At 40.1% G+C, this 13,293-nt stretch carries 15 protein-coding genes; 8 read left to right on the forward strand and 7 right to left on the reverse strand.

Features of this window, described 5'->3' with window-relative positions; all coding sequences use genetic code 11:
- Positions 1-106 precede the first annotated feature (106 nt).
- On the forward strand, positions 107-424 hold the full coding sequence (locus tag HWQ37_RS02125) for a type II toxin-antitoxin system RelE/ParE family toxin (protein WP_292743160.1): 318 nt from the start codon (positions 107-109) through the stop codon (positions 422-424).
- A gap of 75 nt (positions 425-499) precedes the next feature.
- Here HWQ37_RS02125 and HWQ37_RS02130 read toward each other — a convergent pair whose 3' ends face one another.
- The 3 genes from HWQ37_RS02130 to HWQ37_RS02140 form a co-directional block, all read right to left on the reverse strand.
- A complete protein-coding gene (locus HWQ37_RS02130; RefSeq protein ID WP_292743162.1) occupies positions 500-742 on the reverse strand; it encodes a hypothetical protein in 243 nt (80 codons plus the stop codon).
- A 318-nt stretch (positions 743-1,060) separates the two neighbouring features.
- Positions 1,061-1,663: a hypothetical protein gene (locus HWQ37_RS02135; RefSeq protein ID WP_292743164.1), complete on the reverse strand. Its 603-nt coding sequence runs from the start codon at positions 1,661-1,663 to the stop codon at positions 1,061-1,063.
- A gap of 4 nt (positions 1,664-1,667) precedes the next feature.
- Positions 1,668-2,189 (reverse strand): hypothetical protein, encoded by a 522-nt coding sequence (locus HWQ37_RS02140; RefSeq protein ID WP_292743166.1) that lies wholly within the window; start codon positions 2,187-2,189, stop codon positions 1,668-1,670.
- Between the two features lie 242 nt (positions 2,190-2,431).
- Here HWQ37_RS02140 and nfi point away from each other — a divergent pair, with 242 nt between their 5' ends.
- From nfi to HWQ37_RS02165, 5 genes are all read left to right on the forward strand, one after another.
- On the forward strand, positions 2,432-3,097 hold the full coding sequence (gene nfi / locus HWQ37_RS02145; RefSeq protein ID WP_292743168.1) for a deoxyribonuclease V: 666 nt from the start codon (positions 2,432-2,434) through the stop codon (positions 3,095-3,097).
- Between the two features lie 111 nt (positions 3,098-3,208).
- Positions 3,209-3,754 carry an FHA domain-containing protein gene (locus tag HWQ37_RS02150; RefSeq protein ID WP_292743170.1) on the forward strand — a complete coding sequence of 182 codons (546 nt, stop codon included), beginning with the start codon at positions 3,209-3,211 and terminating at the stop codon, positions 3,752-3,754.
- A gap of 109 nt (positions 3,755-3,863) precedes the next feature.
- A complete protein-coding gene (locus tag HWQ37_RS02155; RefSeq protein WP_292743172.1) occupies positions 3,864-5,816 on the forward strand; it encodes an FHA domain-containing protein in 1,953 nt (650 codons plus the stop codon).
- 95 nt (positions 5,817-5,911) lie between these two features.
- Complete coding sequence (locus HWQ37_RS02160; protein ID WP_292743174.1) at positions 5,912-6,205, forward strand: hypothetical protein; 294 nt, start codon at positions 5,912-5,914, stop codon at positions 6,203-6,205.
- A 211-nt stretch (positions 6,206-6,416) separates the two neighbouring features.
- Positions 6,417-6,947 (forward strand): hypothetical protein, encoded by a 531-nt coding sequence (locus HWQ37_RS02165; RefSeq protein WP_292743176.1) that lies wholly within the window; start codon positions 6,417-6,419, stop codon positions 6,945-6,947.
- 190 nt (positions 6,948-7,137) lie between these two features.
- On the opposite strand, the gene HWQ37_RS02170 is transcribed toward HWQ37_RS02165, so the two are convergent.
- Positions 7,138-8,034 (reverse strand): undecaprenyl-diphosphate phosphatase, encoded by an 897-nt coding sequence (locus tag HWQ37_RS02170; protein ID WP_292743178.1) that lies wholly within the window; start codon positions 8,032-8,034, stop codon positions 7,138-7,140.
- Between the two features lie 322 nt (positions 8,035-8,356).
- Here HWQ37_RS02170 and HWQ37_RS34800 point away from each other — a divergent pair, with 322 nt between their 5' ends.
- Together HWQ37_RS34800 and HWQ37_RS02175 are read left to right on the forward strand one after the other, a co-directional pair.
- Positions 8,357-8,482 (forward strand): PIN domain-containing protein, encoded by a 126-nt coding sequence (locus HWQ37_RS34800; RefSeq protein ID WP_465249658.1) that lies wholly within the window; start codon positions 8,357-8,359, stop codon positions 8,480-8,482.
- Between the two features lie 321 nt (positions 8,483-8,803).
- On the forward strand, positions 8,804-10,570 hold the full coding sequence (locus tag HWQ37_RS02175; protein ID WP_292743180.1) for a tetratricopeptide repeat protein: 1,767 nt from the start codon (positions 8,804-8,806) through the stop codon (positions 10,568-10,570).
- A gap of 256 nt (positions 10,571-10,826) precedes the next feature.
- On the opposite strand, the gene HWQ37_RS02180 is transcribed toward HWQ37_RS02175, so the two are convergent.
- The 3 genes from HWQ37_RS02180 to HWQ37_RS02190 all read right to left on the reverse strand — a co-directional run bounded on the left by HWQ37_RS02180 (position 10,827) and on the right by HWQ37_RS02190 (position 13,227).
- Positions 10,827-11,324, reverse strand: coding sequence for a pentapeptide repeat-containing protein (locus tag HWQ37_RS02180; protein ID WP_292743182.1), 498 nt, complete (start codon positions 11,322-11,324; stop codon positions 10,827-10,829).
- 219 nt (positions 11,325-11,543) lie between these two features.
- A complete protein-coding gene (locus HWQ37_RS02185) occupies positions 11,544-11,765 on the reverse strand; it encodes a DUF4058 family protein (RefSeq protein ID WP_292743184.1) in 222 nt (73 codons plus the stop codon).
- A gap of 175 nt (positions 11,766-11,940) precedes the next feature.
- Positions 11,941-13,227, reverse strand: a complete 1,287-nt coding sequence (locus HWQ37_RS02190) for a hybrid sensor histidine kinase/response regulator (RefSeq protein ID WP_292743186.1) — start codon at positions 13,225-13,227, stop codon at positions 11,941-11,943.
- Positions 13,228-13,293: the final 66 nt, after the last annotated feature.

Here is a 13,293-nt window from a genome sequence, read left to right on the forward strand (position 1 = left end):
TAGTAGGTATTCGTAAAGGACTAGATGAGTTTGAGCAGGGTGAAGGAATTCCTGCCGAGGAAGCCTTGGCAACCCTACAACACAAACTTGGCATTCCGCCTCGCCCATGAGCTACCAAGTTCTCATTCAACCCACCGCTTTTCAAGAAATCGAAATGTCCTATCGTTGGATGTGCGACAATCTGAGTGCTGAAGTAGCCAAAAACTGGTATTACGAACTTCAAGACGCTATCGCTTCGCTTCAAGAATTTCCTAATCGCTGTAGCATAGCACCAGAAGTAGCAGTGATTGGTCGTGAAATTCGGCAACTTTGGGTTGGAAAACGAAGAAAATATCGAGTTTTGTTTGTTGTTGAAGAAGATATTGTCGCAATTCTTCATGTTCACCACAGTCGCCAATCTTATTTAGGTGAAGAATCTGAGTAAATTTTGTCAGCGTTAACGTAGCTTACCGTCAGTATCGCACTGTTTCTTCTAGTTTAGCTTTGAGGTGCGATCGCATTACTTGCCACCAATGGCATTTTTATGAGCGTAGTTAAGATTTTTCTGATATTCTATGATTTTTTGCTGGGCTATTGGATAATTTTGGCTGGAAGATGGCACAGCTTTCATAAGTGCGATCGCAGCTTCCCATTCACTCGTAACTATCTTCCAATCATCTGGAGATTTTGCTGATTGGGTCAGGTTAGCCGCATTGATTGCTTTACTTACTGCCTCTCGGAATGTATCAGTTTGGAGTAACACAGTCGGCGATTCTGAAGCTACTGGTGAGGGTGTAACTAATACAGGCTTTGATGGTATTTGTGTTGAACTTTTAGAAGTTAGGGGGAGTCTTTCTGAAAATCTTGAAGAAAAGTATATTCCTAGAGGAATTGAAAATATTATAAAAACGATCAATAACTTTTTATTTAAACTACGATCCTTCCGTCGAGTCTCGATAATTCTATTTTGTTCATTATCCGATAAAATATTCGATTTTATTTTGTACAAACCCATTTTGTTGTGCAATACATCGACTTGTTTATCTGGATTTAAATTAATATTTGATTCACTTATATCTTTTTATTTATTGCCAGAATAAGCAGATATTATTCGATGTCTTACCAAATATTCAATTTGATAAATCAGTGCGCTAGCAGAAATATAGAATAGCCCAAATACTACTATTATATTATTATTAATATTTTGCATCTGTCTGTAGTATTCAATCGGTTCGACGTAGCTCAGATCAAATAATGATAGGACTATTGTAGAGAAAAAAGCTGCTATCAGTGTAGAAATTGTAATTACAAGCCAAGCGTACAATCCTTCCCACCAACTCATTATTCCTGGTAATAATCCTTGTGTTTTACCTATTTCGGGTGCTTGAATTTCTGACATAAACCGACTAATAAGCAAATGTAAGCAGTGATGAGTCAAAGAAATTATAGGAATTGGAGATAAGATTAACAGTATTGTAAATATAGCCAATAATTCTGGACTGCGTACAAAATATGCGATACGGTAGCCTAACTTACCAGGATTCTTGAGTACAAATATAATAGCGCTCAAAAATAGATTCAAAATCAATGCTTTTAACCAAGAACTAGGATAAGGAAACCATAAAGGCCAGTAAAACTTTTGTAGCTTTTGCTTAGTAACTTCCTTAATATTCGGCTGTGTCATGACCTTAACGTTCCTTTGTAATTACAGAGCTACCATTGCTAATACTTACTTTTTGAATAAAAACATCGGTACAAGATGATAAAATATCAGTACTGATTTGATTAGCAATAAACTCAAAATCTTGGTTTGTTAATCCCTGTGCTGTATCGCCACTTAAGTTAATACAAATAGTTAGAATTTGAGGATTGTTAGAAGAATGTTCATTATCTACTGGTTCTAAATCAGCTTCTATCATGCCCAAATCAAACTCTTTACTCCAAGCCGGAAACTCCTTACCTGTTTGTTGTCCATAAACTTTGACTCTTTCAACAGATGCAGCCCCTAAAGCTGTTAACCCTTTGCGGATAAATGCAACTAAAATTTGCTGATTTGGTACTTGGGCAGATTCTAGTATTACCTCTAAGCAAGCATCTTGGAAGGCAACATTTGCGTTGATCCCTTTGGGGTGTAGGTGGCGGTTCATCAGAGATGCGATCGCTTCTACATTTCCCTGTTTTGCAAGTTTTAGAATATTTGGCTGTGTCATAACCAGTAAAAGAGAAAATTTAGGAAAATAAACTTATATTCTCAGGATTCCCTCTTGACAGCCTTAAGTAACATTATGATGCAAAGTATCAGCTAACTTGGGCTAAAAGATTTACTATAAAGATAGTCATTTACAGACTTTTACAAAAAATATATTTCCCTTGTCTCAATATCAAAAAATCTTGTTTTTGTGCTTGCCAAATTAACAGGATTAATATTAATCAGTTAATTCCAATTTTCAATATGAAGTTTTATCAAAATCATGCTTGGCCTTCGACACTAGAAGAAGCCATAGTTATCCAAGAAAAGCTGCGCCATCAAGTAATTACTGAGGATCGACTGCAAGAACCTATCCAGTATGTTGCTGGCGTAGATATGGGTTTTGAAGCTGATGGAACAATTAGCCGTGCAGCTGTCGCAGTCCTGAGTTTTCCTGATTTGCAAGTAATCGAGACAAGCCTAGCACATCGTCCTACAACCTTTCCTTATGTTCCTGGGTTCCTCTCGTTTCGGGAAATTCCAGCTGTCCTCGATGCCCTGGAAAAGATTAAAACAATACCAGATATCATCCTGTGCGATGGTAATGGAATTGCTCATCCCCGCAGATTAGGTATAGCCAGCCATTTAGGGTTACTTATAGATATGCCGACAATTGGTGTAGCTAAGTCGAGGTTGATAGGTAAGCATGAGGAATTGGCAGAAACCAAAGGTAGCACGCAACCCTTGATACATGACGGTGAAACCATTGGGGTCGTTTTGCGATCGCGCACAGGAGTAAAACCTCTATACATCTCCAGTGGTCATCGAATCAGTTTACCGACAGCGATTGACTATGTATTACGCTGTACGCCCAAATATCGGCTACCAGAAACTACACGTATTGCCGATAGATTAGCGTCGGCAAAATAAAGCTTGTTGAATTTTTTTCTAAATACTTGCTTGCACCGACTCAATCGTGTTAGGAATCGCACAGAAAGAAGTTGAAATAGCTAACCAAATACTAGTTCCGAAGTTAGAACAATGAACGCACTAACTTTACAGTGGCATGATGCAGGTCAAGATAAAACTCAGAATATTTACGAACAACAGCCAAGTCAAAATCATGGAACTGTCCGCATTGGTCGTGACCCCCTCCGGTGCGATATTGTTCTGAGTCACCCTACTGTATCTGGACTGCACGTTGAAATATTTTTTCATCACCAGCAACAGCACTTTTATATCAGGAATTTGCGATCGCAAAATCCCCCCCTTATCGATGGACGGCAATTAGTCCAAGGTGAAATGCCTTTAACTCAAGGCACTAGCATCACTTTAGGACAAGTAAAACTCAATGTTAGTAACGTTTCTACGGGTAGCATTCCAGCCACAATTTTGCTACCACCCAATCCACCAGCACATATTGGACATCATCACCATCCACCAACACCCCCAGCACCACCAGGAGTTTATGGCTTAGAATGCCCCAAATGTCATAAAGTTTCCCCAGGAGAGAATTTGCAAATTGGCTGTCATTGGTGTGGGACATCTTTAGCTGCGGCTGTGAGTGTGTTGGTAACAAGGAGTTAGGGGGCAATCAATTCAAAATTCAAAATTCAAAATTCAAAATTAAAGAACTTCTGGCTCCTGCCTTCTCTTTCCCAATGCCCAATGACCAATGACAAATGACAAATGACAAATGACAAATGAACAAATCCAATTGAGTTGGGAAGAACCGGCGACAGGTGAACGGCGAGAACCAAGGTTGAATATGCCGATCGCTTTTGGTCGAGAATTCGCTCGCTTACCTGCTGAACTCAGGGGAGTACGGGTTTCTCGAATGCTACTTAACAGTAATGAAGTTTCTCGTTACCATGCCCTAATTGACTGGGAACAAGACCATTTAGTAGTGATTGACCAAGGTAGCGTTAACGGTGTGTATGTCAATGGTCAACCACAAACGCGCAGTGTTCTAGTTAATGGCGATACGTTACAAATTGGCCCGTATCTGATCGCGGTGACATTTGCTGCTAACGCCTCTGCACCAGATACCAGCCCTCCTTCAACGATTCACTTCAACGCAAATACTAATCGTCCAGACCCCAGCTTGCCTGTAGTACAGCCGCAAGCGCCCTTGGCAAATTTCCCACCATTGGCGTTTCAGGCGGAGAAAGTCTCTGTGCAAGCACTTCATGCGACGGGATTACCAGTAGATGAATCTGATTATCTAGCGATCGGGGCGGGATTGGGTAGCTTTTTATGGGCTGATTTGCTGCGAATTAGTGGTGTACGTGCTGACAAAATTGTGGCTTTGGGATTAGAGGCGGAACCTTATGCTCGTTACAAGCGCCTCTGTCTGAATTCGCAAATTCCCTTATATGAAAGACTGCGTTCTAATTCTGATTCTTGTCCTGATAATATTTGGGGCTGGCCTAGTTATGCCTTGCGTGAAGCTTGGGGAGACTTAGCTAAGGGAGAGATAAAGTCAGCATTCAAATATTTGTGGCAAGTGTTTGCTGAACCAACATTTGCAGAAACCTATACTCCTCGTGCGGGTAATGTCTTTGATTCTATAGATAGGGAGACGAAGCGCATTGGCTGGAATCAAATTTATCGCTATGGACGAGTTAGAGTAATTCGCAAAACTGATGATGGCAGATATTGCCTAGCCTATTCTCGCGGCCCAGGAAATTATGCTTTTTTAATTAGTCGTTATTTACATTTAGCTACTGGGTATCCAGCAATTCAGTTTCTCCCAGATTTGCAAGCTTATAGGGAAAAATATCAAGACTTTAAATCTGTTGTCAATGCCTATGAAGCCCACGATCATGTATATGAGCAACTAGAGCAACATGGTGGTACCGTATTGATTCGGGGGCGGGGAATTGTGGCTTCGCGGATTGTGCAGCGAATTTATGAAGCCAGAAAACGAAATCGGAATATTGCAGTTTTGCATTTAATGCGATCGCCTAAACCCCAAGGTAACAAATTTCAAAGAGCCACGCGCCTAGTCAAAAATCATTACGAATTTCAACCATTTAATTGGCCTAAAGCCTGTTGGGGCGGCGAACTCCGGGCAATGTTAGAAAAAGCCACCCCCGACGAACGCAAGCGTTTACTAGCAGACTGGGGTGGAACTACCACCGCCGACCGCCAAGACTGGCAGCAAATTACTGCCCAAGGGTTAAGCGAAGGCTGGTATCAAATTACCTTCGGAGAGGTATTGGATGTAGAACGAGATGCCCAAAACCGGACTATTACTCGTATCCGAGAGCAAAGCTTTGGCGAAATGAAATTGCTAGCTGATTTTATTGTTGATGCTACTGGATTAGATGCCAAAGTAGATGCTAATCCCCTACTGGCAGATTTGGTGAAACATTACAATCTCCCAGTGAATCACTTGGGGCGATTGACTGTAGCGAACAATTTTGAATTGGTAGAAATGCGTAGTGATAAAGGTCAAATGTATGCTGCTGGAGCGATTACTTTAGGTGGCCCTTATGCCGCAGTTGATAGTTTTTTGGGCTTGCAATACGCCGCATTGGTCGCCGTTGATGGACTCGCCGCCGCCCGTGCTACTGGAGTTCAAAGGTTGAATACTATAAGTTCTTTTAGGCAGTGGTTGAAGTGGGTGTTAAATCAGTCACCTTAGTATTAGGGGGCAGGGAGCAGGGAGCAGGAGAGATAGAGTATTTATCTGGCTGTTTTGAGTAGCAAATCGCAACTTCGGGGATAAAAGGTGCAACGTTGAGGATAAAAGGCGCAACGTTGAGGATAAAAAGCGCAACTTCGAGGATAAAAAGCGCAACTTCGAGGATAAAAGGCGCAACTTCGAGGATAAAAGGTGCAACTTCGAGGATAAAAGGTGCAACTTTGAAGATAAAAGGTGCAACGTTGAGGATAAAAGGTGCAACTTCGAGGATAAAAGGCGCAACTTCGAGGATAAAAGGCGCAACTTCGAGCTTTAAAGGCTCAACGTTGAGGATAAAAGGTGCAACTTCGAGCTTTAAAGGCTCAATAATTAGACAATTACGACGCTAGCAGCAGCAATATTTCTTATCATCACGCTTTCTTATACCAGTTCTCTAAAATTCAGTAACAGATTCAAACCCTAAAACCTAGACTCTGTAAGACTCTTGTAACTACGAATTACGAATTACGAATTACGAATTATGAATTAGTCCTGCGGCGCGATCGCAATCTATTTTTAGGAAGAAAAGTATATATTAATAAATAGTTTAGATTACCGATTATGAGCCTTAAAAATATATCCCCAAACTTCAACCGTCGTCAAATTATCAAAACAGCTCTCACTTTTGTGACTGGCTTAACGACGACATCAGCGTTATCTTTTTTGATAACCAAATCCACAAAGCCAGCACAAGCAATTGTTGTGCAACGACCAAATGAATTTGAACTTGAGGATAAAGATACTCACATCAAGTATTCAATTCTCAATGGAGTTTCACAGCTTGATTACAGAACTCAAAACATTTCTAAGCACTTTAGTGGCAATGAAATTCAGACATTAGCTACTGATATTGGCACACTAGTGACGGTAATTATTAGCAGACCAATAAACCCTGATTTGGGAGGAAATGTAGTTAAACTGAGCTTGCTCTTACCAATTATCAACCTAGCGATCGGAACTCGAGAAAGTCCTGTCAAAACTGAAGCCATTTTAACTACTCAAAAAACATCAGGATTTATTCGCACTCCCTTGTTTGGACAATTGCAGTCATATCAAACTATAGTACTCACCGGAACTGCTAGATACCGCTAGATACGATCTAATTTCCGAAATTAATTCTTTTGGAAAACCAATTATCAATGGCTCTATAGCAATCCTAAATGAGTTGTGAAAATCGAGAGACTCAGATCCCCGACTTCTTTGAGAAGTCGGGGATCTTATTGTTCACCACTGATTTACTCCTCCTGCCCCCTTAACACCAGCTAAAAACAGTCATTAGTATTTAGTTGGATAAAAAGCCAGTAACAACGCTAACAACGAGGAATATTCCCATCGCCAAACGATACCAGACAAATACCCAAGTGCTGTATTTTTCTAAATAATGAAGTAAACTATAAATCGCACCAAAAGCAGAAATACTAGCTGTAGTTAAACCGATAATTAAAGTTATCCAACCATTGAAATCAAGTCCAGCTTTGAAAAGTGTATGTAGTTCTAAAGCTCCTGCTAGAATAACGGCTGGCAACCCCAATAAAAATGAGAATCTAGCAGCAGTTTCTCGTTCCATCCCTAAAAACAATCCTGCGGTTAAGGTAGAACCAGAGCGAGAAACCCCAGGAATTAAAGCGAATGCTTGAGAAATTCCTACCCAAATACCGTCAGTTATTGATAATTGATTAAAAACGCGATCGCGTTTTCCAAATTTTTCTGCAACTCCTAGCAATAAAGACATAACAATTGATGATATTCCTACCACTATCAAGGCGCGGAAAGGAGAATTACAAGCATTGAGACTTTTTTTTAGTAAAAGGCCTGCAACAGCAATAGGAATTGTACCGATTAACAATCCAATGGCTAAACGAAAATATTGGTTGCTGTAATCTTGTTCAGAAATCGCCCTCACCGTTGCACCTGTTAATTTCTTTAAATCTTGCCAAAAATAACTAATGACAGCCGCAATACTTGCTAACTGCATCGCTGCACTAAAAGCACTGCCTGGATCTTGCCATCCTAGTAATCCCGGAATAATTCGTAAATGTGCTGTGCTACTAATGGGTAATAATTCAGTAATTCCTTGTACAATTCCTAAAAAAACTATTTTTAACCAACTTAATTCTAAAAAACCTAAATCGACATCACTAGAACAAGAAACAGTCGAGAAAAATAAAGAAAACATCATAGCTTTATCAATGTCTATTGTACTTTTGAAGATAGTAAGTAGTGAATATATAAATAATTACATCTATGTTAGTAATTGCTGTTTAAATAGATATTCAGCTACGATACATCTTTTTGAAATTAAACACGTTACATTGACATTAATATGACAAAACTATGACGGAGCTATGACTAATATGAAAAATTCGAGTTCCAAACACCAAACTTGAGGTTCAAAGGGTAAATCTTAGCGCTCTTGACTCTAAGCCGAGGAATGCTCTCTAAGAAACTGAGGATAAAGACCAGGAAGTAGCAAATGTCGATTACTGGTGAATTATTAACTTATTGTTGACGATAGAGCAGCACGGAGTTGCGGTCAAGCTTTAGGTATTAATACTATCGGAACCGGAGGCTTGCTGATATTAGCAAAAAGACGTGGACTAATCCCAAGCATATCTCTTGAAATTTAAGCTTTGCGTGACGCTGGTTTGCGGTTATTTTACTCAAACAACAAGCAGAGGAATAGCGATCGCTATCAATTGTAACCTCAAACAGCCTTTGCTCCCTTTTCTCTCTCTCTTCCTCCGCGCCCTCTGTGCCTCTGCGGTTCGACTCTCAAGCCTCTCATAGACATCGCCTACCTATTTTGACGAAACTTGAACTTCAGATACTCAAATGGCACTGCTTTTAAATATTTTTATACAAATAATATTTTTATCCCAAAGAGAGGAGATTTCCCAATGGAGACAAAGCTAGAATAAAAATAAACTTCGCAAACTCACAAACTGTTTATGCAATGGGCTAATTTTCTAGCCAAAGAAGCTGCTACCAATAGCTTATCTCTAGAGCAAACGGCAGCTTTTGCAAATTCTTTTCAGATAGAAAACTTAGGTAAAACGAAAGCTAAACTTGCCAGCGAATTAAACGTTGATATTGCTGCTTTTACAAAGTGGGTGAGTGAGGTGTATGACAAGTTTGCCCAGAATAATCCTGAGTTAGCGACTTTTAACAATCGAGACAAACTAGAAAAGTTACAAGCTTACCTGAGCGCAAAATATAATAGTGAATTGGATGTCCTCAAACCATTGGCGGCGATAAAATTATTAAAATCGCTAGTGGTTCGAGAACGACTGCAACAAGAACCTTGGTTTGCGAGAAGAATTTGTAAATTTTTGGGATATTTACCTTTAGCGTTAGAGTTAGTGGGAAAATATCTAGATAAAATGCCAGATTTATCTCTGGAAACACTGCTGAAGCGGCTACAGAAGAAACGAGTGGAACATGAACCAGTAGTCAATGCTAACTCATTGATGCCTGATGAATACGGCATATTTGAAGCTTTTGAATTGAGTTGGGAACAGTTGGATGAAAATGCCCAAAGCTTTGGCTGTTTGCTAAGTTTGTGTGCTTTAGCTGACATTCCTTTATCTGTTGAGACAATAGAAGATGACAAAAAACAAGAACTCAACCAGAAAGCCATAGCCGATTTACTGGAATTGCATCTTTTACAACAAAAAAGTAAAGGAATTTATCGTCTAAATCCACAGATTCGACAACTTTTCCAAGTGAAGTTGGATAAGTCAAGTGAGGCGGATGAAGCAAAAACTAAATTTGCTGCCATGATGTTAGAGGTAGCAAAGCTAATTCCGCAACAGCTTAACCCTGAAGATATTCTTAACCTCACTCCACATATCCCGCACATTACAGAAGTTGCAACCCACCTATCCGAATATGTGGGCGATGAAAATCTAATAACTCTGTTTAGCAAATTAGCCTGGTTTTATCAAAGTCAAGAACTTTATCAGCAAGCACAATTTTGGTTGCAACAGTGTGTAGAACTAACTCAAAATCGTCTTGGTTCAGAACATATCGATGTCGCCACTAGTCTAAATAATTTAGCACAACTTTACGAATCTACAGGACGCTACAACGAAGCCGAACCCTTGTTTGAGCAAGCTTTAAAACTGAGAAAACACCTGCTAGGAGAAGAACATACCGATGTCGCCACTAGCCTGAGCTATTTAGGATTAATCTACGAATATACAGGACGCTATAGCGAAGCTGAACCTTTGTATCAGCAAGCTTTAGAACTGTGGAAACGCCTAGTGGGAGAAGAACATCCCCATGTTGCCACAAGTCTGAACAATTTAGGAGCATTGTACTGTTATACAAGACGCTACAGCGAAGGTGAACCCTTACTCAAGCAAGCATTAAAACTGAGAAAACGTCTGTTGGGAGATAACCATCCCGATGTTGCCACCAGCCTAAATAATTTAGCACAACTTTACGAATCTACAGGAAGTTACAAGCAAGCCGAACCTTTGTATGAGCAAGCTTTAGAACTGAGTAAACGCCTTCTAGGAAATAACCATCCCGATGTCGCCATTAGCCTAAACAATCTAGCAGCACTCTACCGTTACACAAGACGCTACCGCAAAGCCAAACCCTTATTTGAGAAAGCTTTGAAAATTTGTGAACGGACTTTAGGCGTAAGTCATCCAACAACTATGACAGTTCGGGCAAATTATGCCAGCTTTTTAAGAGAAGCATATCACTAGCGATCGCTGCTGGTAATTCGTAATTCGTAATTCGTAATTCGTAATTCGTTAAAAAACATACCCCTCTCCATTAGCGAAGCTACGGTGTATACACAAGTCAAATTACCCCCCTTAATCCCCCCGATATATTGGGGGGAGACCGGAAATCTAGTTCCCTCCCCTTTATAAGGGGAGGGTTAGGGTGGGGTAAAACCTTGGTTAATCAGCTATTTCAGACTTGTCTATACACCGTAGATTAGCGAAGAGGGGTGATATTTTACTTACATCCTAAAGACTTGCGGGTATCCACACCAGTTTTAGAATTCACACCACTGGCCTTAACACAAAGCTTTTTCACTTGTATCCCATCTAAAATTGCATTCGTAAAATCAGTACCTGTGATATCCACGCCATCAAAAGTAGAACGCAGCATCATTGCATCAGTCAACACAGCATCACTTAAATCAGCATTCTTAAACCTTGTGAGATAGGCTATGCCTTCACTAAAATCAGCACCATGCAGATTTACTTCCTCCAAGACGCTACCGTTAAACACGCCACCACGTAAGTCAGCATTGCTAAAATTAGCATTCTCTAATTTGAGATTGGTAAACTCAGTACCAATTAAACTTTGACCAGAGTAATCCTTGCCCTTAAGTTCATCATTCCCCACAGAACGGGTAATACTAGAAGAACTTGCAGCTTGCGCCGATAGGGGAAACAAAAAAAGAACCATAGCTAAGACAAAGCTAGCTAACAGTTGCCAATATTTCATAATGTCTTCTTAATAAATCTCAACACTTGCACCATTAACTATTAAACCTTACAAAAGGGATGAGGAGACAAAGAGAGACAAGGGAGACAAGGGGACAAGGGGACAAACAAAACTCCTAACTCCTAACTCCTAACTCCTAACGCCCCAATTAAATACACAACACTGTAAAACTAGAAAGCATCTCGTAGGATGATAGATGTTGAGGTGCGATCGCAATAATTACCTGTGGCTAATCTGCAATACCTCGACATCTGGGTACAAAATGCCAATTTCACTTGAAGGGGAAATATCTTCCACAACATATACTGAAAGCCGTGCGGCATATTTGGGACGCAGCTGTGGGACGAGGAAGGTACGAATTTTACTAGCAAGGGCATTGTGTACGTCACTCCACAGGTAGCCTTCAAGATATGGGTCCATACCGGGGAACAGGGAAGGCATTTTACAAGCTCGCTTGACTGCACCTTTATTCTAGAACTTGGTGTTGGAAATTTCCCCGCTTTGCAAGGTATCGTTAATCTACTTCGCAATCTAGGGGGCTTAATTTTTGTCTAAGTCCCATTAACAGTTAGTTGTCCACTGTCCACTGTCCACCGTCCAATTTTGAAACCTATGATCAAATATCAGGCTGTTCTATGGGAATTTCGATCGCAAATTCTGCTCCTTTGCCAACCGATGAGTTACAGCTAATATTTCCTCGGTGTTTTTGGACGATAATCTGATAACTAATAGATAATCCTAACCCACTACCTTTACCCACAGATTTTGTGGTAAAAAATGGGTCAAATAAACGCGATCGCACCGACTCTTCAATCCCACGACCATTATCTGCGATCGCAATTTTGACTATATTCAAGTCTGTCACTTCTGTATGAATCCGAATTTGGGGTGTAGAAGATTGATTTCCCATTCCCTCTTCTATTGCATCAATAGCATTATTCAACAAATGCATAAATACTTGATTGAGTTCACTCGCATAACAAGTAACTAGGGGCAAGTTACCATAATCTTTGACTACAACAATTGCCGGACGATCGGCTGCTTCCCTGAGCCGATGTTGTAACATCACTAACGTATTTTCGATGTCTTCATGGATATTTACCCGCTTCATCTCTGCTTCGTCATGCCGAGAAAAATGTTGTAGCGCTAGTACAATTTCTCGAATGCGATCGGAGCCTCTATACATTGCACCTATTAGGTTTTGCAAATCCTTAATGATAAAATTCAGGTCTACATCTTTGGCTATTTGCTGAATTTTTGGTGTCGGTTTGGGATATTCTTGCTGATAGACCTCAATTATATTCACTAAGTCTTCCACATATTGACCAGCATATTGAAGATTTCCATAAATAAAACTGATCGGGTTATTAATCTCATGAGCCAGCCCAGCGACTAACTGTCCCAGCGCCACCATTTTTTCGTTCTGAATTTGTTTAACTTGAGAGGCTTTCAAGTCGTCAAGAGCCTGTTGGAGTAAAAAGTTTTTTTCTTGCAGTTTAACTTGGAGCAAACGTAAATTAATCTGATTTTCAATTCGCAATACCACTTCTGCCCCATGAAAAGGTTTTGCAATATAATCTACACCACCAACATCAAATGCTTTTACCTTATCTACAACATCATCCAAGGCGCTAATAAAAATTACTGGGACATCACTAGTTTTATCGTCAGCTTTCAGTTGTTGACAAACTTGGTAGCCATCCATATCTGGCATATTGATATCCAGCAAAATCACATCGGGCAAAACCATTTGACATGCAGTCAGCGCCATTTTACCGTTTAGGGCTTTGCGAACTTCAAAACCTTGTGCAGTCAACATCGCCGATAAAAGCCGCAAATTATCTGGGGTATCATCGACCACCAAAATATTTCTTTTCTGATGGTTAGTTTGATTAAAATGCATTATTGATCAAAAGTTATGCGTATAATTATTAAGGATAGTAAATGTTCTTTGAAATCACCCTGAAAT

This window comes from Nostoc sp. NMS4, from assembly GCF_017115095.1.
GTDB lineage: Bacteria > Cyanobacteriota > Cyanobacteriia > Cyanobacteriales > Nostocaceae > Nostoc.